The organism is Nonomuraea sp. NPDC049646, assembly GCF_044465525.1.
In the GTDB taxonomy this organism is placed as follows: Bacteria; Actinomycetota; Actinomycetes; order Streptosporangiales; family Streptosporangiaceae; genus Nonomuraea.
Genome location: NZ_JBITLU010000033.1, coordinates 1 through 19,789 on the forward strand (window position 1 = coordinate 1; position 19,789 = coordinate 19,789).

Genomic DNA, 19,789 nt, shown 5'->3' on the forward strand with positions numbered 1-19,789 from the left:
CGCCGCCGCCGCCCGCATCGCGTTGGTGTTGCCCGCGCGCGGCCGCGGGGGCCGGCCGGGCGGCCCCATCCCCGGTACCCATAAACCCCCGGGGGGGGCCCCGGCGGGCGCGGGCCCCTCGACGTCGCGCGAAGGGGGTGTTACTTGGACTGGCTGGGCGAGGGCGCCAGCGTCTCCATCGGGGTGTTGCCGGTCGGCTCGGGCGGCAGCGGAGCCTGGTCGGACGTGGTGGTGATGGCGTCGGCGCCGCCGCACACGGCGCCCGGCTCGGGGGTGTCACGGCCGTTCTGGTACTTCTTGATGAAGGCCGGGAGCTTGGGGTCGGACGGGTCCTGGAGCTTGAGCTGGTGGCCCCACGTCGAGGCGACGATCGGCGCCGGCAGGCCCGGGTAGGGGCTGACCAGCATGTAGTCCTGCTGGCCGGTGGAGGTCGCCACTTCCTTCAGCGCGTCGAGCTGCGCCTTGGGCAGGTCGGGGCGGTAGGTGATCCAGACCGCGCCGTGCTCCAGCGAGTGCACCGCGTGCTCGTTGTGGATCGGCTTGTCGTAGACCGCGCACTGCTGCCAGTAGTTGTTGTGCTCGCCGCCGACGGGCGGGACCTCCTTGTACGTGACCGACTTGGCGACGTGCTGCCCGGCCTCGTACTTGTAGTTGGCCACCGCGTCGAGCGAGGTCGCGCGCGCCTGGTTGACCAGGTAGACGCCGACCACGCCGACGAGGAGCACGACGATGAGACCGCCCGTCCCCCACATGAGCAGTGCGGCGCGGCGTTGTTTGCGCTGCTGCTCGGCCCGCATCTTCTGCAGATGCTCGCGCCGCGCCTGCGCCTTCTCCTTCGTCATCGTCCCTCCATCGGCGTACCTGACTGCGGTCACCCTATGCCCTACCGGCGTATGCGGAGAATAAGAGGCGCATAAGCGTCGGATCACAGCTTGCGCGGGGATGGGTACGCTGGACGGGCCATGGAAAAGCCCGCCAGAAAACCCGTTCTGATCGTCTGCGCCGTGCTGGTGCTCCTCGCCGCGGCGTTCCTGCTGTTCGGCCGCGACTCCACCCCCGGAGACTCCTCGCCCGAGGCCGGGTTCGCCCGCGACATGGCCACGCATCACGCGCAGGCCGTGGAGATGGCGTTCGTCATCCGGGACAAGAGCCCGGCCAAGGAGATCAGGAACCTCGCCTTCGACATCATCACCACGCAGTCCAACCAGCGCGGCATGTTCCAGGGCTGGTTGCAGCAGTGGGGTCTCGACCAGGCGACCGACCAGCGCCCGATGGCCTGGATGGCGGGCCATGGCCACGGGGCCACGCCCGCCGCTCCCGGCACGGCTCCGGGCTCGATGCCCGGCATGGCCTCGCCGCAGGAGCTGGCCAAGCTCAAGGAGCTGCAGGGCGTCCAGGCCGAGGTGCTGTTCCTGCAGCTCATGATCCGCCACCACGAGGGCGGCGTGGAGATGGCCGAGGGGCTGCTCAAGCTGTCCAAGCGGGACGAGGTGGCCGGCATGGCCCAGAAGATCGTCCAGGGGCAGAGCGGTGAGATCAGGCTGATGACCGACCTGCTCAAGCAGCGGGGGGCGCAGCCGTACCCGTCGATCCTGGCCCCCTGAACCCCGCGCGGGGCGGCGTGAGAGGCTGGAACCCCGGAGCGCGGAAGGGCGGGCGCCATGATCACCGCAAGGGCTGAGACGGTCGTCGTGGGGTCGGGCCCCAACGGGCTGACGGCCGCGGTCATGCTGGCCCGCGCCGGGCGCGAGGTGCTGCTGCTGGAGGCGGCCGACCGGTTCGGCGGCGGGCTGCGCTCCGGCGAGCTGACGCTGCCCGGCCGGGTGCACGACCTGGGCGCCACCGTGATGGCGATGGCGCTGGCCTCGCCGGCGATGCGGGCGCTCGACGTCAAGGGGGTCGAGTTCGCCCATCCCCCGGTGGCCGCGGCCCATCCGCTCGACGACCGTCCGGCCGTGCTGCTGCACCGCGACGCGGCCCGTACGGCCGAAGGGCTCGGCCGCGACGGCCGGGTCTGGCAGGCGACCGCGGGCGCGGCGGCGCGGGCCGGGTTCCCGCTCATGGAGGTGCTGCTCAGCCCGCTCGGGCCGTGGCGGGCCGGGCCGCGCACGTTCGCGCGGGCGGCCGGGTTCGGGGCCGCGGCCGCGCTGCCGGCCACGACGTTCGGCCGCCGGGCGCTGCGCACCGTCGAGGGGCGGGCGCTGCTGGCCGGGCTGGCCGCGCACTCCATGCTCGACCTGCGCTCGCCCGTCAGCGCCGGTTACGGGCTGGTGCTCGGGGCGCTGGCCCACCTGGTGGGCTGGCCGGTCGTGCGCGGCGGCTCGCAGGTGCTGGCCGACGCCCTGGTGGCCGAGCTGCGCTCGCTGGGCGGCGAGGCGGTGACCGGCCACCGGGTCGAGCGGCTCGACGAGCTCGACGCCCGGACGGTGGTGCTCGACGTGACGCCCCGGCAGTTCCTCGCGATGGCCGACCTGCCCGCCGGTTACCGCCGCGGCCTGCGCCGCTACCGGTACGGGCCCGGCGTCTTCAAGCTGGACTGGGCGCTCGACGGCCCGGTGCCCTGGCGTGACCCGGAGGTCGCGCGGGCCGGGACCGTGCACCTCGGCGGGACGCTGGAGGAGATCGCGCTCGCCGAGGCCGAGGTCGCCGCCGGACGCCACTCGCCCCGCCCGTACGTGCTGGTCGTCCAGCCGTACGCGGCCGATCCGACCAGGGGCGGGCACACGCTGTGGGCCTACTGCCACGTCCCCAACGGCTCGGCGGCGGACCTGACGGACGTCGTCGAGGCCCAGATCGAGCGGTACGCGCCCGGCTTCCGCGACAGGGTGCTGGCCAGGCACGCGACCGGCCCCGCCGCCCTGGAGGCGGGCAACCCCAACCTGGTCGGCGGCGACATCGGCGGCGGGCTCAACGACCTGGTCCAGCTCGTGCGGCGGCCGGTCTGGTCGGCCGCGCCGTGGCGCACCCCGCTGCCCGGGGTGTTCCTCTGCTCGTCCTCGACGCCGCCGGGGCCCGGCGTGCACGGGATGGGCGGCTGGCAGGCCGCCCGCCTGGCCACGCAGGCGGAGCGGCACGCCTCCTGACCGGCGGTCAGGCCCGCATCTCCTCGGCGACCGCCGCCGCGAACGCGTCGACGTCCGCCTCGGTGGTGTCGAAGGCGCACATCCAGCGCACCTCGCCGGTCGCCTCGTTCCAGGTGTAGAAGCGGAAGCGCTTCTGCAGCCGCTCGGTCACGTCCGCCGGCAGGATCGCGAAGACCGCGTTGGCCTCCACGGGCCGGGGCAGCGTGACGCCCGGGATGCGCCCCACGGCCTCGGCCAGCCGCCGCCCCATGGCGTTGGCCTGCCGCGCGTTGCGCAGCCACAGGTCGCCCGAGAGCAGCGCCTCGAACTGCGCCGAGACGAACCGCATCTTGGACGACAGCTGCATGAACGTCTTGCGGATGTAGTCGACGCCGGTGGCCGCCGACGGGTTGAGCACCACGACGGCCTCGCCGTACAGCAGGCCGATCTTGGTGCCGCCGAAGGAGAGCACGTCCACGCCCGCGTCGGTGGTCAGGGCCCGCATCGGCACGTCGAGCGCGGCGGCGGCGTTGGTCAGCCGCGAGCCGTCGAGGTGGACGAGCAGGCCGAGCTCGTGCGCATGGGCGCAGATCGCGGCGATCTCCTCGGGCGTGTAGACGGTGCCCCACTCGGTGGTGTTGGAGATGGACACCACCTTGGGCTGGGCCCGGTGCACGTCGCCGAAGCCCCACGCCTGGCGGTCGATCAGCTCGGGGGTGAGCTTGCCGTCGGGCGTGGGCACGGTGAGCAGCTTGATGCCGCCCGCCACCTCGGGGGCGCCGCCCTCGTCGGTGTGGATGTGGGCGCTCTCGGCGCAGATGACCGCCTCCCAGTGGGCGGTCATCGCGCGCAGCGAGACCACGTTGGCCGCCGTGCCGTTGAAGACCGGCCAGGCCCGCGCCCCGTCGCCGAAGTGCCGCTGGAAGACCTGCTGCAGCGCCTCGGTGTAGACGTCGTCGCCGTAGGCGATCTGGTGACCGCCGTTGGCCTGGACGATGGCCTGGAGGATCTCCGGGTGCACGCCGGCGTAGTTGTCGCTGGCGAACGCCTTGAGCTGGGGGTCGTGCCGGGGGATCAAGAAGTGAGGTCCAATCGGGTGCCGTTGATGTCTGCGGCGGGGCGGTCGTAGAGGCCGGCGATCGCCTCCGCCAGGTCGCCGACGTCGGTGAAGCCGGGGAACTTCGCCTCCGGCTTCGCGGCCCTCATCGCGTCGTTGACCAGGGCCTTCACCACCAGTATGACCGCCGCGGCCGTCGTGCCGGACAGCGCGTCGGCCAGGGAGAGCGTCCACGCCTCCGAGGCCGCCTTGGCCGCCGCGTAGGCCGCGCCGCCCGCCGTGGGGCGCTGGGCGGCCTTGGCGGAGATGATCACGAACCGGCCGTTGTCGCTCTTGCGCAGCAGCGGCTCGAAGGCCAGCGACACGTGCTGGAGCGTGCGGATCAGCAGGTCGTGCAGGTCGTCCCAGTCCTCCAGGCGGGTCTCGGCGAAGGTGCGCGAGCCGCGCCAGCCGCCGACCAGGTGGACCACGCCGTCGACCCGGCCGTGCTCGGCGTCGATCCGGGCCGCGAGGTCCTGGACGGCCGCGCGGTCGAGCAGGTCGACGTCGTCCTTGTCGACCCCGATCACGGTGTGCCCCTGCTTGCGGAAGTGCTCGGAAACGGCTTCACCCGTGGGGCCGCCGGCCCCGGTCACCAGGATGATCATGCGCGGATCCCCTTAGTCGACTCGACCACGTCTGTCAGCTTACGGCGCAGCGCCTCGTAGAACATGCTGAGCGGGAACTCGTCCGGCAGCACCGCGTCCACCTTGGCCTTCTGCTCCTCGGGCAGGGCCTGGACGCCCTTGGCCCACACCGAGCCGGGCGCCGGCGGCACGTACGCGCTGACCAGCTCGTGCGCGGCCAGCCAGTGCGCCAGCTTGGAGCGGTCGATGCTGTCGCGGTACAGCTTCTCGACCTCGCCCCGCAGGTCGGCCACGCCGTCCGCGACCCGCTCCCAGTCGATGGTGAGCCGGTTGTCGGTCCAGCGGACGATGTCGTTGCGGTGCAGGTACGCGAAGAGCAGCTGGCCGCCGAGCCCGTCGTAGTTGCGCACCCGGTCACCGGTGACCGGGAACCTGAACAGCCGGTCGAACAGGATGGCGAGCTGCACGTACCGGGCGTGCGGCACGCCCTTGCCCTCCAGCTCCACGGCCTCGCCGAACGCCGTCAGGTCGCAGCGCAGCTCCTCCAGCGAGTACAGCCAGTACGGCATCCGCTGCTTGATCATGAACGGGTCGAACGGCAGGTCGCCGTGGCTGTGCGTGCGGTCGTGGATCAGGTCCCACAGCACGAACGTGTCCTGGGCGAGCTGCTGGGAGTCCAGCAGGCGGGCGGCGTCCGGCGGCAGGTCGAGCCGGAGCGTGGCGGCGGCCGCCGCCGAGACCCGGCGGAACCGGGCGGACTCGCGGTCGGCGAAGATGCCGCCCCAGGTGAAGCGGGCCGGGGCCTGGCTCACCGCGACCGTCTCGGGGAACAGCACGGCCGAGTGGGTGTCGTAGCCGGAGGTGAAGTCCTCGAACGCGATCGGCACGAACATCGGGTTGTCGTAGCCGCCCGCCTCCAGCCTGGCCAGCCAGTCGGGCCAGATGGTGCGGATCCAGACGGCTTCGAGGTTGCGGCTGAGGTTGCCGTTCTGGGTGTACATGGGGAACACCACGACGTGCTCCAGGCCGTCCACGCGCTGGGTGTCGGGGTGGAAGAGGTCCAGGGCGCGCAGGAAGTCGGGCACGCCGAGGTCCTGGTCGGCCCAGGCGGCCAGGTCGTCCTGGACGGCCTGGAGGTACGCGGCGTCATGGGGGAAATAAGGCGAAATTTCGCCCACGCGGCGGCCGATCTCGGCGACCAGCGCCTTGGCCCGCTCCTTCTCCTCCGGCACCGAGCCGTCCTTGACCTGCAGCGGCTTCAGCTCCTCCACGGCCTCCTTGAGCCGGGCGAACAGCGCGGCCTTGGCCTCGTCCCGGGACCCGGCGGCCTCGTCGCCGCCGGGGACGCGGGCGGCCCAGGTGATCACGTTGCCCCAGAGCCTGCGGTGGTCGTAGTCCTCGATCGAGTCGTCGCCGAACAGGTCGGAGTCGGCGAACACGACGACCCGGCCCTTGCCGTGCCGCAGGGCGAGGGCCAGCGGCGCGCCCGCCGGGTCGGCGGTGGCCGAGGTGGCGAACAGCACCGTCGCCTCCTCGGGGGCGGTCAGGACGCCCGAACGGTAGAAGCAGGCCCGCTGGACGCCGGCCAGCACGCCGTCGCCCGTGGCGCGCTCGGCGAGCACCCAGGTGGCGACCTCGCGGTGGGCGTTCCTCGGGTCGCGCACGGTCGTGTGCCCGACGCCGACGCCGAAGCGGGCGAGCAGCTCGGCGACGTTGTTGCCGTACTTGTCCTGCTCCTCCTCGGCCAGCACCACGAGCCCGCCGCCCTCGGCCACGAACGCCTCGACGGCGTCCAGCTCGGCGGCGGCGAAGACGGGGCTGCCGTGGCCGGTGGTGCGCTCCCACCGGTCGCCGGACGGGTGGGCGATCACCAGGACGTCCTGGCCGGCCAGCGCCCCGGCCGTGAGGGCGCCCTCGGTGTGGGCGAGCACGTCGTGCCCCAGATGGCGCAGCGCGGCGGCCGCGCGCGCGTAGCTGTTGTCGTCGGGATGGGCGGGGTTGATGGTCTCGGCGACCTCGCGGCGGATGGTCCACGACTCGCTGTGGGCCTCGTCGAACAGCACCCGGGGGAACGATGGCATGAAATATCTCCTGTTGCTACCGCCTTCTCACGGAAAATATACACATACGTACCCCCCTGTCCGTCAAACCTCAGGCCGCACCGGGGCGCACAACCCCTGATTCGTAGGCGAAGACGACCGCCTGGGCCCGGTCCCGCAGGCACAGTTTCATCAGCACCCTGGCCACGTGCGTCTTGACCGTGGCCTCGCCGACGTACAGGTCTCTGGCGATCTCGGCGTTCGTCAGCCCCCTGGCCAGCAGCCGCAGCACCTCCAGCTCGCGCGGCGTCAGCTCGGCCAGCATCGGCGAGGGCGTGGGGTCGGCGCGCCCGGCGAAGGTGGCGATGACCCGGCTGGTCACGGCCGGGTCGAGCAGCGCGTCGCCGGCGTGCACCACCCTGATCGCCTCCAGCAGCTGCTCGGGCGGCGACACCTTGAGCAGGAACCCGCTGGTGCCGGCGCGCAGCGCGGCGTAGAGGTTCTCGTCGGTGTCGAACGTCGTGAGCGTGATGACCTTGGGCGGGGAGGGCGTGTCCAGCAGTTCCCTGGCCGCGGCGAGCCCGTCGAGCCGGGGCATGGAGATGTCCATGAGGACGATGTCGGGTCTGGTGCGGCGGGCCACCGCGATGGCCTCGCGTCCGTCGCCGGCCTCGCCGACGACCTCCATGCCGGGGTCGCTCTCGACGACCATGCGCAACCCGGCCCTGACCATCGCCTGGTCGTCGGCGATGACGATTCTTATGCCCACAGGCGGAGGGTAGACGGCCGATGCCCGGCTTGGACACCCAGGTCAAGCCGGGCACAAGTCAGTTACAAGTCTACGAAAGGCGCACGCTCTGCCTGATGCGCGTCTGGACGGCGTCGTCGCAGGTGTTCTTGGCGCAGAAGTACATCACGAGCATGGTCTTGGGCTGACGGTCGATGACGTAGCTGACGAATCCGAGCCGGGTGCCGCCGGCCGGGTCGTGCAGCACGCCGTCGAAGCGGGTGGCCGGGCTGCTGCCCGCCTGGTCCTGGACCGGCTTGCCCAGGTCCACCTGGCCGGGCAGCAGGTTGTCCATCTTGCTCTTCATCTGCTCGGAGTCGCCGCCCGCGTCGAGGGTGTCGGAGACCTGGACGTACACGCCCACGGCGCTGTCGGGGTCGTCGGCGACGATCTGGGAGATCGCCGACCAGTCGGCGCCCGGACCGGCCACGAACAGCGACTCGAACTCGGTGGCGTGCGGCGAGGCCACCGCGAACAGGTCCTGGTGGGTGCGCGCGGACCAGTCGCCGGGGTACTCGAAGGCCAGCGGCGCGGCGGCGCTGGCGGCGTAGCGCGACCAGGTGTCGCCGCGGTGGTTGAAGATGATCATCGCGACCAGCGTCAGCGCGGCCACGGCGGCCACCAGCGTGACCGCCACGATCGGCAGCCGCCCCGGCCGCCTGGCCGGAGCGGTGGGATGGGTGGGGGCGGCGTGCCGGGAATGGGCCTCGTGCGGCCCCGAGGGCTGCCCCAGGCCGTGCGGGCCGGTGCCGGGCACCGCGTACGGGCTCTGCTGCGGGCCGGTCCTTGGGACGGCCTGAGGCCCCGTACGCGGGCCGGTCAGCGGGCCCGCCGCCGCTCCCGGGACCGGCGCGGCGTGCGGGCCGGTGCGCGGGACGGCGTGCGGCACCGGATGCGGCCCCGACGGGTGCCGGCCGCCCGGCTCGGCCTCCAGGCCGCTGAGCGCGTCGCGCAGCGCGGTCACGAACTCGACGCAGGTGGCGTAACGCTGCTCGGGCGCCTTGGCCAGCGCCCGCGCCATCACGACGTCCACCTGCGGCGGCAGCTCGGGACGCAGCTGCGACAGCGGCGCGGGCTGCTCGGCCAGGTGCGCCCACAGCAGCGCGATGTCGTTCTCCCGCTGGAACGGCAGCCGCGCGCTCAGCGCCTCGTAGACCACGCAGGCCAGCGCGTACTGGTCGCACCGGCCGTCGATGTGCTCCTTGTTGATCTGCTCGGGCGACATGTACCGGGGCGTGCCGATGAACTGGTCGGTCTGGGTCAGGCCGGAGATCGACGAGCGGTGCTTGGTGATGCCGAAGTCGGTCAGGTAGACGTGGTCGCCGGCCAGCAGGATGTTGGCCGGTTTCACGTCGCGGTGGATCAGGTCGTGGGCGTGCGCGGCGTCGAGCGCGGCGGCCGTCTGGGCGAAGATCTGGCTGGCCTGGGCGAGCGGCAGCGGGCCCCGGTCGTAGATGAGCCGGCGCAGGTCGAGGCCGTCCACGTAGCGCATGGCGATGTACAGAACGCCGTCGGCGTCGGCGTTGGCCTCGTAGATGGGGATGATGTTGGGGTGCTCGATGCTGGCGACCGTCCTGGACTCCAGGATGAAGCGCTGGCGGAACCTGTCGTCCACGGAGAGCACCGGGTTGAGGATCTTCAACGCCACGCGGCGGCTGAGCCGGGGGTCGAGCGCCAGGTAGACGACGGCCATGCCGCCCTTGCCGACGATGTCCTCGATGTAGTACCCGGCCACCTCCTGGCCGATGAGCGATCTGTCGTTCAATTGCATCACGTCTCGATGGGATGGCCGCAGTAGCCGCAGAAACGATGGGCCGGGCCGAGCCTCATGCCGCACGAGGTGCAGTACTTGACCGGCGGCGAGTCGGGGGCGGTCATCACCTGCTGCTGCTGCGGGACCGCCTGGAACGGCTGCGAGCGGCGCACGACGACGGTCTGGCTGGCGCTCTCGTCGAACGGCGAGGGCACCGGCAGGGGCTCCGGCAGCTCGACCGGTCTGTCCGGGGCCCGCCGCCGCCACAGCAGGAACACCAGGCCGGCCCCGGCGATGAGCAGCAGCCCGGCCGCCACCAGGAACGGCCACAGCGGCGTGGAGCGCGACGGGGGCGCCGCCGCCTGCTTGGTGCCCTGGTCCTCGGGCCCGCCGCGCTTGGCCAGCGACGTCTTGAGCAGCGTGGCGGCCACCACGTTGCCGGGGTAGAGCTCCAGCACGCGCTGGAAGCCCGGCGCCGCCTCGGTGTAGTACCTGGTGTGGTAGCGGGTCAGCGCGGCCTCGAAGGCGGTGTCGATCGCGCCTCTGCGCGGCGCGACCTTGGCCGCGGCCAGGGTCGCGGTGATCTCCCTGACGCCCAGCATGGTGGCGGTCTTGCCGCCGCCGATGAGCATGCCGATGACGTGCCCGTCCTTGTCGCCGATCACCGGCGCGCCGGCCAGGCCCTGGTCGACCAGCGCGCCCAGCTTGACCGGCTCGTCCACCTTCTTCTCGGGGTCGGCGAACGGCCTGCCGGAGACGCCGGCCTGGCCGCCCTTGGCCAGGTGGGCGATCTGCACGGTCTCCTGGACGCCGGGTCCGGGCCGGCCGAGGAAGCCGGCCACGTTGGTCGGCGAGCCCTCCTGCTCGGGCACCTTGTCGGCGAGCGGCGCGGTCGGCATGCCGACGCTGCCGGCGGCGGGCGTGAGCGGGACCAGCACGGCGGGGGTGTCGGGGGTCTTGCCGGCCTTGATGCACTTGTACTTCAGGCCCTGGCCGGGCGGCGAGACGTTGGTGAACACCGTGATGTCGGTGGTCACGTCGATGATGCAGGTGGCGGTGCTGGTCTTGGGCGGGTAGCACTCCTGCAGGTGGTGGTCGAGCAGGTCGTCCTTGAGCTTGTGCTTCTGGTAGTCGAGCGGGATCTTCACCTTGTGGTGCTCGGCGAAGATCTTGTTGGCGGCGTAGACGGCGACGTCGTCCGGGTTCACGGCGTTGCGCCTGAGCGTGACGACGTCGCCCTCGGGGTTGACGACGGTCCCCGTGCCCGACGCGAACGGGATGTCGTAGGAGCGCTCCACGTGTTTCAGCTCGCCGATGTGGTCGAGCAGGGTGATCTCCACATGGGACACCGCCTCCACCCGCACCACGGCCGGCGTCACCAGGTCGGTGATCCCGCTGGGATGGTTGTGGGCCGCGGCGGGGAGAGCCGCGGGGATCGCGAGCAGCACGAGCGCCGCCGCCATGCCGCCCGCCAGAGCTGTGATGCGCGCCATCTTGGCTCCAAACACTGAATACGTCCAGGTTCCCAATCAGATGCCGTAAGTCAAGAGATCGATACATAGACAAGCGCTTGCTCGGGGATCTACCGTACCGGGATGGGGTTCGCGATCGGCGTCGACGTCGGCGGCACCTTCACCGACGTGGTCCTGAGCGGCCCCGGCGGGGTCGCCGCCGTGGCCAAGTGTCTGAGCACCCACGACGACCCCATCGCGGGCATACTCACCGGCGTTACTCGCGCGCTCGGATCCGTGGACCCCGCCCGGGTCACCCGGGTCGTGCACGCCACCACGCTGGCGACCAACGCGGTGCTCGAACGCACCGGCGCGCGGGTGGCGTTCGTGACCACCAGGGGCTTCCGCGCCGCCGTCCCGCTCGGGCGGCACGCCCGCGTGGAGGAGGACCGGTACGACCTGCGCTTCACCCCGCCCCCTCCCCCGGTCGCGCCCGGCGACTGCTTCGAGGTGGACGAGCGCGTCTCGGCCCGCGGCGACGTGCTCACCCCCCTGGACCCGGGCTCGGTACGGCGGGCCGCCGCGGAGATCGCCCGGCGCGGCATCACCTCTGCGGCCGTCTGCCTGCTGCACTCCTACGCCGAGCCCGCCCACGAACGGCGGGCCGCGGCGATCCTGCGCGAGCACGTGCCGCACGTGGTGGCCTCCTGCGAGATCTGGCCCGAGATCCGCGAGTACGAGCGCGCCACCACCACCATCATGTCCGCCTACATCGGCCCGCTGATGACCTCCTACCTGTCGCGCCTGCGCGAGCGCCTGGCCGCGATCGGGATCGACGCGCCCGTGCACGTCATGGAGTCCGGCGGCGGCGTCGTCTCGGCCGAGCTGGCGGCCCGGCGGGCGGTGTCCACGATCGAGTCGGGCCCGGCCGCCGGGGTGCTGGCGGCGGCCGGGACCGGGCTGCCGGACGTGATCTCGTTCGACATGGGCGGCACGACGGCCAAGGCGTGCGTGGTGCGCGGGGGACGTCCGGAGATCACCCACGAGTTCCACGTGGGCGGCAAGGGCAGCTTCGGCGGGCGGCGGGCGGGCACCGGCGTGCCGATCAAGACCCCGGCCATCGACCTGGCCGAGGTCGGCGCGGGCGGGGGCAGCATCGCGTGGCTGGACCCGGCGGGCGCGCTGCGCGTCGGGCCCCGGTCGGCGGGCTCCTCCCCCGGTCCCGCGTGCTACGGGCTCGGCGGCGGCGAGCCGACGGTCACCGACGCCGACCTCGTGCTCGGCTACCTCTCCCCGGCCTCGACGCCGCTGTCGGCGCCGCTGTCGGAGCCGCTGGCGGCCAAGGCCGTGGACCGGCTGGCCGGGCCGCTCGGGGTGTCCCGGGAGGAGGCGGCGCACGCCGTGCACGAGATCGTCAACGCTTCGATGGCCGCGGCCGTGCACGTGGTGACGGTCCAGCGCGGGATCGACCCGCGGGGGTTCGCGCTGGTGGCCTTCGGCGGCGCGGGGCCGATGCACGCGGCCGGGGTGGCGCGGCGGTTCGGGATCGCGACGGTGGTGGTGCCCGCGTACTGCGGGGTGGCCTCGGCGGCCGGGCTGCTGGCGGGGGCGCTCTCGACGGACCGGGTGCTGTCGCGGCTGGACGCGGGCGACCCGGAGGAGGTGTTCGCCGCGCTGGCCGCCGACGCCGCCGCCGATCTGGGCGTCGCCCGGGTGCGGGTGGCCCGGTCGGTGGACGTGCGGTTCAAGGGCCAGTCGCACGACCTGACCGTGGAGTGGGCGGAGTCGCGGGAGGAGCTGGCGTCACGATTCTTCGCGAAATATGCGCAGGTGTATGGGATTGCCCAGCAGGGGGAGATCGAGCTGGTCAGCTACCGCGTCCGCGTCACGGACGCCACCGCCCCCGCGCCCGCCACCGCGCCCGCCACCGCCGCCCCTCCCCGCCGGCCCGAGCCGCCCGGCGGCGGCGCGGAGGGCCGCAGGAGGGCGTACTTCCCCGAGGCCGGGGGGTGGCTCGACGTCCCCGTGCACCCGCGGCGGACGCTGGACCGGGTGCGCGGCCCGGCGATCGTCGAGGACGCCGGGTCCACGATCGTCGTCCCGCCCGGCTGGCGGGCCGCGGCCGGCCCGTCCGGCGCGGTGCGCCTGACCCTGGAGGGCGCCGCGTGAACGACACGCTGACCGCCGAGGTGCTGAGGAACGCGCTGGTCGTGGCCGCCGAGGAGGCCAGCATCGTGGTGGTGCGGTCGGCGTACTCGACGTTCATCGTGGAGGGCTCCGACGCCTCGGCGGCGATCCTGGACGCCGGGGGCAGGCTGGTCGCGCAGTCCATGGCGACCACGCTGATGAACAGCATGGCCCTGAAGGTCGCGCTGCCCGAGTTGCTGAAGGACGTCCCGCCGCACACCATGCGGCCCGGCGAGGCGTACGCGCTCAACGACGCCTACCGGGGCGGCGTGCACACCAACGACCTGCTGGTCTACCGGCCGGTGTTCGCCGGCGGGGTCCCGGCGTACTTCACCGCCACCATGATCCATGTCTCGGACCTGGGCGGGCTGTCGGCCGGCGGGATGGCGCCGCTGGCCACCGACATCTTCCTCGAAGGGCTCCAGCTCCCGCCGGTCCGCCTGGCCACCCGGGACGGCCTCGAACCGGCCGTGGAGGCCGTCCTGCGGGCCAACAGCCGCACGCCCGACAAGGTCATGGGCGACGTGCGGGCGCTGGTGGCCGGGACGGCGGTGGCCGCAGCCCGCGTGGAGGCCCTGATGGCCGAGTACGGCGTGGCGGGCCTGGCCGCGGGCGTCGAGGACTACCTGGACCACACCGAGACCAGGACCCGCGCGGCGCTGGCGGAGCTGCCCCGGGGCCGGTTCGAGGCGTCGTACCCGATCGACGACGACGGGGTGCGGCCGGGGGTGGCGCACCACGTGCGGGTCGCCGTCACGCTGGGCGGGGACGCGGCCGTCCTGGACTTCACCGGCACCGGGCCGCAGGTGCCCGCCGCGATCAACGCCTCGGCGTCGCAGTCGCTGGCGGCGGCCGTCTTCGCGGTGCGCTGCTTCCTGGACCCGACGATCCCGATGAACGACGGCTGCCTGCGCGCGATCGAGGTCGTCCTGCCGGCGGGCTCCCTGCTGAACGCCCGTTCCCCGCATCCGTGCGGCGGCCGGTACGTCCCCATCTACGCCGCCATGGAAGCGGTGTTCCAGGCGATGTCGGACGCGATGCCGGACCGCGCGATCGCGGCCAGCGGGATCCTCCAGCCGTTCTCGATCGCGGCGGTGGGGGCGCCGTACTGGATCCACCTGTCCTACGACTTCGGCGGAGTGGGCGCCCGGCAGGGGCTGGACGGGCCGGACGCGACGGGCGTGCACTTCGGCATCGGCCGCAACTCGGTGCCGCAGGCCGAGCCGGTGGAGAGCCGCTGCCCGCTGATCGTGGAGTCGGTCGAGACGATCGCCGACTCCGGCGGCCCCGGCCGCTTCCGGGGCGGGCTCGGCTCGCGTACCGTCTACCGCTTCCTGGCCGACTGCCACGTCACCACCCGCGGCGACCGCCTGCGCCTCCCGCCCCCGGGCCGGGACGGCGGCCTGCCCGGCAGGGTGGGCGGCTTCCACAAGCGCCACCCGGACGGGCGGGTGGAACGGCTGGCCTCGAAGGTCAACAACGTGCGGTTCGCGGCGGGCGAGGCGTTCGTCGTGGAGACCACGGGCGGCGGCGGCCTCGGCCCCCCGTCGGAAAGGGACCCGGCGGCGATCCTGGCCGACCTGGAGTCAGGCCACATCACCCCCGAAGGCGCCGAGAAGGACTACGGCTTCGCCCGCCGGGGACCGGTCAGGACGGCCGGGTCGAAGCTCACCGGATAGGGAGCCGAGAGACTGACCGTGGTGCCCGCCTCATACGCGACGGGCCCCTTGTAGGAGTCGTCGTCGAGCTCGTAGACGTAGAGCGTCGGCCCCTCGTCGGGCTCCACACGCCAGTAGAGGGGAATCCCGGCTGCCGCGTAGGCCAGCACTTTGCTCGTACCGTCGAGTAGTCGGGCGTGCGGGCCCGCGACCTCCACGGCCAGCAGCACATCGCTGGCCACGAGCGGCCCCGACCCGCAGGCTTTCTCGGGCACCACGACGAGGTCGGGGATGTAGAGGCACCCCTCGCCGGCGCGAACGCCGACGCCCGGCAAGGGCTCCAGCCCGGGCGTGGCCGCGTCGTCGAGGATCACCAGCAGCCGGCTGATCACTCGTTGGTGATCGGGGGTGGAGGGAGGACTCACCACCAGGCTCCCGTAGACACGCTCGTAACGGTTCCCGCCGTTGGGGAACGTAAGGAGGTCATCGTCCGGGCCGGGAAGAACGGTGCACCGTGTGGGGGGTTCGATCGGCGTTGCGGTCACCCACTCAGTATCGGGAGTCACGCCCTTGTCCACATGCTACTTCCCCCAAAATGCTCACCTGTAGTCACCGGGGCGCCACGCCTCGGCGCCGCGGCGGACGGCTGTGTGGACGGCGCGGGCCGCGCGGGCGCCCCACTCCGAGCGGGGGCCGCCGAAGAGCTGCTCGGGGCCGTCCTGCGGGACGACCACGCAGACGGCGTCCGAGGCGGTGCCCGTGCAGGGGTAGCCGGCCTCGATCAGCGCCTGGGTCTTGGCCTCGGTGACCGTCATGACCAGGTTCACCAGGGCGGCGTCGGTCATGGCGACGGGCAGGACGGTCACGATGTTGACGGTGCCCGCCCGCATGGGGGCGAGCTCGGGGTCGGCGGCGCCCTCGGGGGCGGCGGCCCAGGTGGGGACGCGCAGCCCGACGGTGGCCACGGCCTCGGCTCCCCCGTCGGCGGCCCGGACGTACCGGTCGACGGAGGCGGCGGTCAGCATGCCGACGCCGGGGCCGGGCGGCCCCAGCTCGACCAGGTGGTCCACCGGGTCCATCCGGGCGTAACCGGCCACGACCTGGGCGTTCAGCACCCATTCTCGGGGGCCGATGCCGCCGCCGAGCATGGCCGAGGAGATCATGCGGAAGCCGGGCCCGAACTCCCACAGCAGGGACCCCAGCCGGGTCCCTTCCTCCACGCGATAGGTCAGCTTCACGTCCCACCTCGCACCAGGTGCACCACGGGCCGCCCGTCGGGGCCCGGCTCGATCTTGACACGGGCGTCGAAGTGCCGTCCGATCAGCGCCTCGGTCAGCACCTGGTCGGGGCGGCCGGTGGCGGCGGCGCGGCCGCCGGCCAGCAGCATCAGGCTGTCGGCGTACAGGCCGGCCACGGTCAGGTCGTGCAGGGTGGTGACGACGGTCAGGCCGTCGGCGCGGCGCAGGCGGTCGACGAGCTCCAGCACCTGCTGCTGGTGGCCGAGGTCGAGCGCGGTGGTGGGCTCGTCGAGCAGCAGCACGGGGGCCTGCTGGGCCAGCGCCCTGGCCAGCACGACGCGCTGGCGCTCGCCGCCGGACAGCTCGCCGACGCGGCGTCCGGCGAAGGAGGTCAGGTCCAGCCGGTCCAGCACGGACGCGGTCACCTCGCGGTCGTGCCGGCTCTCGCGTCCCAGGTAGGGGATGTACGGCGTGCGTCCCAGCAGGGCGTAGTCGAAGACCGTCATGTCGGGCGGCAGGGCGGGCGTCTGCGGGGCGTAGGCCAGCAGCCTGGCGCGCTCGCGGGGCTTGAGCGCGGCGAGCGGGCGCTCGTCGAGCACGACCTCGCCCCGCTGCGGGACGATCGCGCCCATGACGGTCTTGAGCAGCGTGGACTTGCCCGCGCCGTTGGGCCCGATGATCGCCAGCCACTCGCCGCGCCGCACGTGCGCGTCCACGCCGGTCAGCACGTCGCGCTCGCCCAGGCGCACCGACAGGGCCCGTACGCCGATCACGTGGCCACCCGCCTGGTCATGCGCAGGACGCCGACGAAGAACGGCGCCCCGACGAACATCGTGACGACCCCGATGGGCAGTTCGGCCGGCGCGATCACGGTACGGGCGATGAGGTCGGCCGCCACGAGGAAGGCCGCGCCGCCGATCAGCGACAGCGGCAGCACGATCCGGTACGAGCCGCCCGCCAGCCGCCGGACGACGTGCGGCACGACCACGCCGACGAACCCGATGAGCCCGCTGACCGCGACGGCCGACGCGGTGGCCAGCGAGGCGGCCACGAGCACGGTCAGGCGCACCCGCCCGGCCCGTACGCCGAGGCTGCCGGCCTCCTCGTCGCCGACGCTGAGCACGTCCAGCATCCTGCCGTGCAGCAGGAGCAGGACGGAGGAGACCGCGGCGTACGGCAGCACCAGCAGGAGCTGGTCCCATCCGCCGCCGACGTCGCCGAGGATCCAGGAGTAGATGCGCTCCAGCTCCTCGACCTTGAGCTGCTGGACGAACGTCTGGATCGCGGTCAGGAACGACGTGACCGCGACCCCGGCCAGCACCAGGGTGGCCGTGCCGCCGCCGGCGCCGCCGGAGCGGCCGGCCGCGTTGCCCAGCGTGTACGCCAGGAACACCCCGCCCACCGCCCCGGCGAAGGCGGCGACGGGGATGCTCGCGCTCGCGCCGGGCAGCAGCACGATGGCCAGCGTCGTGGCCAGCCCGGCGCCGGAGGCGGCCCCCAGCAGGTACGGGTCGGCCAGCGGGTTGCGGAACACGCCCTGGTACCCGGCGCCGGCCATGGCCAGCAGGCCGCCCACGACCGCGGCGACGAGCACCCTGGGCAGGCGCAGCTCGTACAGCAGGCCCTGCTCGACCGGCGCGAGGCCCGAGTCGGCCGAGACGAACGGCAACCAGTCCGCCACCTGGAGGACCACCTGCCACGGCGAGATGTCCGCCGCGCCGCCGAGCAGCCCGGCGACCATCGTGAGGGCCAGCACGGCCAGGGCGCCCGCCACCCAGACCGGACGCGCCCTCGACGGCTGCGCCTTGCCTGTCACCGTCAGCCCGCGCCGCCGGCCTTGGCCACGGCCGCGCCGATCGCCTGGGCCAGGTCCACGACGCGCGGGCCCCAGCGGGAGGCGAGGTCGTCGTCGAGCTGGATCACCTGGTCGTTCTTGACGGCCGAGAGGTTCTTCCAGCCGGGCCGCTTGGCCAGCGTCTCCTTGCTCTGCTGGCAGCACTTGACGTCGGCCAGGAAGATCAGCGCGGGGTCGGCCTGGGCGACGAACTCGGCCGACAGCTTGGGGTAGCCGCCCGCCGCGTCCGGGGCCTGGTCGGCGATGTTGGTCAGCCCGAACATGCCGTAGACCTGGCCGATGAACGTCTTGGACGTGGCGGCGTAGGGCGTCTGGTCGAGCTCGTGGTAGTAGGTGAGCTTCTTGTCCTTGGGGGCGTCGGCGGCCAGCTTGGCCATGGCCGCCTTCATGCCGGAGACGACCTCGTCGGCCTTGGCCTTGTTGCCGGTGGCCGCGCCGATCTCGCCGATCTCCTCGTACGCCTCCTCCAGCCCGGTCGCGGCCGGTTCGAGCAGGACGGGGACGTTCACCTTGGCCAGCTCGGCGACGATCTTGTCCTGGTCGTTGGAGAGGATGACCAGGTCGGGCTTCTTGGCGATGATCGCCTCGACGTTCGGCTTGAAGCCGGACAGGTCGCTCTTGGGGGCCTGCGGCGGGTAGTTCGACTGGTCGTCCACCGCGACGACCTGGGGGCCGGCGCCGACCGCGAACAGCGTCTCGGTGTGGGTGGCCGAGAGGGAGACGATGCGTTCCGGCTTCTTGGCGAGGGTGACCTTGCCGTTGCCCGCCTCGACGGTGACCGGGAAGTCCCCGGTGCTCGCCGCGGTGGTGGCAGGGGGGTCGGCGGGGGAGTTCGAGGGGGCGACATTGGCGCCGGTCTGGCCACATCCGGCCAGGACGAGCGTTCCCAGCAGCGCGCCCGCGAAGGCCGTGCGTACGGGCCTCACGAGTAGTCCTTTCACACTGTCGGAACCGAGAGACCCGCGATGAGCGACGGATCACCCTTTTCCACGAGGGTTGATGACGTCGGCGCAGAGGCAGGCGACCTGGCTATGACAGTTGCGGGACAGCGCCGGAATCGCACCGGACTTCGCTGCAGCACTGCGCGTCGGACAAACGTTATCAATGCCCCAGACTTCCTCGACGTCAAGGGGTCTCGGGGTCAGGCGGCGAAGGCCACGGGATCAGGCGGCGAGCTGCGCCTCCGCGGCGGCGATGATCTCCTGGAGCCGCAGGCCGTGCGCCGCGTCCAGCGGGTGGCCGCCGCCGCGCCGGACGGCCTGGGCGAACTCCTCGGCCACGACCTCCAGGGGGTCCTCGTCGCCGGGCAGCAGGACGGCGTTGCCGGTCCTGCCGTACACCTCGAAGGTCGAGGGCGGCAGGTCGCCGACGGCCGCCATGCACAGGGACGCCTCGCTGACCGCGCCGCCCTCGTGCTCCAGCAGCAGGCCGGTCCAGCCGAGCGGGTTGCCGTGCGCGCGCACGCCGACGATCCGGCCGAGCGCGGCGTCGAGCAGGTCGATCACGTGCGGGCCGACGTCCAGCAGGGCGCCGCGCTCCAGCCGCCACGGGGTGGCGAACGGGTTGCCGCCGAGCAGCGCGCCGGAGATGTTGGCGGCGTGCCCGCCGAACGGCTGGATCTCGGCGCAGCGGGCCAGGAACGTGCGGGTCGGGGTGGCGTAGCGCATGGTGAGCATCATCTGCGAGGGGACGCCCGTCTCCGCCACGGCCTCGGCCACGCGCATGGCCCCCTCGACGGAGTCGGCGAGCGGCTTCTCCAGCAGCAGCGCCTTGCCCGCGTGGGCGGCGCGGACGGCCAGCTCGGCCTGCACGCCGGGCGGCACGCAGAACGCCACGGCCTCGCAGGCGTCGAACAGCTCCTCGACCCGCTCGTACACGGGGGCGCCGAGCCTGGCGGCCTGCTCGGGGCGGCGGGCCCAGACGCCGGCGAGCCGGGTGTGGGGGCCTTTGGCCAGCATCGGCGCGTGCGCCATCTCCGCCCAGGGCCCCGCCCCGATCAGCCCGACCGCGACCGGCTCCATCCGTCCCCCTTAGTCCGCTTTTCTCCCGACCTTAGATCCCTCGGCCGGGCTCCCG

At 73.1% G+C, this 19,789-nt stretch carries 17 protein-coding genes; 4 read left to right on the forward strand and 13 right to left on the reverse strand.

The genetic code is table 11. The features are described from left to right. Positions 1–140: 140 nt before the first annotated feature. Positions 141–842 (reverse strand): DUF3105 domain-containing protein, encoded by a 702-nt coding sequence (locus ACIBQ8_RS49645; RefSeq protein ID WP_397171002.1) that lies wholly within the window; start codon positions 840–842, stop codon positions 141–143. Positions 843–962: 120 nt separating this feature from the next. On the opposite strand from ACIBQ8_RS49645, the gene ACIBQ8_RS49650 reads away from it, so the two are divergent. Next, a complete protein-coding gene (locus ACIBQ8_RS49650) occupies positions 963–1,604 on the forward strand; it encodes a DUF305 domain-containing protein (protein WP_397171000.1) in 642 nt (213 codons plus the stop codon). A 57-nt stretch (positions 1,605–1,661) separates the two neighbouring features. Beyond that, entirely contained in the window at positions 1,662–3,083 is a 1,422-nt protein-coding gene (locus tag ACIBQ8_RS49655) for a phytoene desaturase family protein (RefSeq protein WP_397195706.1), read from the forward strand. Between the two features lie 7 nt (positions 3,084–3,090). On the opposite strand, the gene ACIBQ8_RS49660 is transcribed toward ACIBQ8_RS49655, so the two are convergent. From ACIBQ8_RS49660 to ACIBQ8_RS49685, 6 genes are all read right to left on the reverse strand, one after another. Then, positions 3,091–4,140 (reverse strand): low specificity L-threonine aldolase, encoded by a 1,050-nt coding sequence (locus ACIBQ8_RS49660; RefSeq protein WP_352353523.1) that lies wholly within the window; start codon positions 4,138–4,140, stop codon positions 3,091–3,093. After that, positions 4,137–4,766, reverse strand: coding sequence for an SDR family NAD(P)-dependent oxidoreductase (locus ACIBQ8_RS49665; RefSeq protein ID WP_397170997.1), 630 nt, complete (start codon positions 4,764–4,766; stop codon positions 4,137–4,139). Before ACIBQ8_RS49665 ends, ACIBQ8_RS49660 begins: the two co-directional genes overlap by 4 nt. Beyond that, positions 4,763–6,826: a DUF6421 family protein gene (locus tag ACIBQ8_RS49670; protein ID WP_397170995.1), complete on the reverse strand. Its 2,064-nt coding sequence runs from the start codon at positions 6,824–6,826 to the stop codon at positions 4,763–4,765. Before ACIBQ8_RS49670 ends, ACIBQ8_RS49665 begins: the two co-directional genes overlap by 4 nt. Before the next feature lie 70 nt (positions 6,827–6,896). Beyond that, complete coding sequence (locus ACIBQ8_RS49675) at positions 6,897–7,553, reverse strand: response regulator (protein ID WP_397195707.1); 657 nt, start codon at positions 7,551–7,553, stop codon at positions 6,897–6,899. A gap of 70 nt (positions 7,554–7,623) precedes the next feature. Beyond that, the gene (locus tag ACIBQ8_RS49680) at positions 7,624–9,342 is read right to left on the reverse strand and encodes a serine/threonine protein kinase (RefSeq protein WP_397195750.1); all 1,719 of its coding nucleotides are present in this window, start codon (positions 9,340–9,342) and stop codon (positions 7,624–7,626) included. Continuing rightward, positions 9,342–10,817, reverse strand: coding sequence for a hypothetical protein (locus ACIBQ8_RS49685; protein ID WP_397195708.1), 1,476 nt, complete (start codon positions 10,815–10,817; stop codon positions 9,342–9,344). The genes ACIBQ8_RS49680 and ACIBQ8_RS49685 overlap by 1 nt, the downstream gene beginning before the upstream one ends. 102 nt (positions 10,818–10,919) lie before the next feature. On the opposite strand from ACIBQ8_RS49685, the gene ACIBQ8_RS49690 reads away from it, so the two are divergent. After that, a complete protein-coding gene (locus tag ACIBQ8_RS49690; RefSeq protein ID WP_397195709.1) occupies positions 10,920–12,944 on the forward strand; it encodes a hydantoinase/oxoprolinase family protein in 2,025 nt (674 codons plus the stop codon). Beyond that, complete coding sequence (locus ACIBQ8_RS49695; RefSeq protein ID WP_397195710.1) at positions 12,941–14,641, forward strand: hydantoinase B/oxoprolinase family protein; 1,701 nt, start codon at positions 12,941–12,943, stop codon at positions 14,639–14,641. Before ACIBQ8_RS49690 ends, ACIBQ8_RS49695 begins: the two co-directional genes overlap by 4 nt. On the opposite strand, the gene ACIBQ8_RS49700 is transcribed toward ACIBQ8_RS49695, so the two are convergent. From ACIBQ8_RS49700 to ACIBQ8_RS49725, 6 genes are all read right to left on the reverse strand, one after another. After that, complete coding sequence (locus ACIBQ8_RS49700; protein WP_397195711.1) at positions 14,584–15,198, reverse strand: Uma2 family endonuclease; 615 nt, start codon at positions 15,196–15,198, stop codon at positions 14,584–14,586. The two genes, ACIBQ8_RS49695 and ACIBQ8_RS49700, sit on opposite strands and share 58 nt — an antisense overlap. A 21-nt stretch (positions 15,199–15,219) precedes the next feature. Continuing rightward, entirely contained in the window at positions 15,220–15,858 is a 639-nt protein-coding gene (locus tag ACIBQ8_RS49705; RefSeq protein WP_387647836.1) for an adenosylcobinamide amidohydrolase, read from the reverse strand. Further along, positions 15,855–16,631: an ABC transporter ATP-binding protein gene (locus ACIBQ8_RS49710; protein WP_397195712.1), complete on the reverse strand. Its 777-nt coding sequence runs from the start codon at positions 16,629–16,631 to the stop codon at positions 15,855–15,857. The genes ACIBQ8_RS49705 and ACIBQ8_RS49710 overlap by 4 nt, the downstream gene beginning before the upstream one ends. Next, the gene (locus tag ACIBQ8_RS49715) at positions 16,628–17,674 is read right to left on the reverse strand and encodes a FecCD family ABC transporter permease (RefSeq protein ID WP_397170982.1); all 1,047 of its coding nucleotides are present in this window, start codon (positions 17,672–17,674) and stop codon (positions 16,628–16,630) included. The genes ACIBQ8_RS49710 and ACIBQ8_RS49715 overlap by 4 nt, the downstream gene beginning before the upstream one ends. Positions 17,675–17,676: 2 nt before the next feature. After that, positions 17,677–18,639: an ABC transporter substrate-binding protein gene (locus ACIBQ8_RS49720; RefSeq protein ID WP_397170980.1), complete on the reverse strand. Its 963-nt coding sequence runs from the start codon at positions 18,637–18,639 to the stop codon at positions 17,677–17,679. 237 nt (positions 18,640–18,876) lie between these two features. After that, positions 18,877–19,734 carry a Gfo/Idh/MocA family protein gene (locus ACIBQ8_RS49725; protein ID WP_397195713.1) on the reverse strand — a complete coding sequence of 286 codons (858 nt, stop codon included), beginning with the start codon at positions 19,732–19,734 and terminating at the stop codon, positions 18,877–18,879. Between the last annotated feature and the right edge of the window lie 55 nt (positions 19,735–19,789).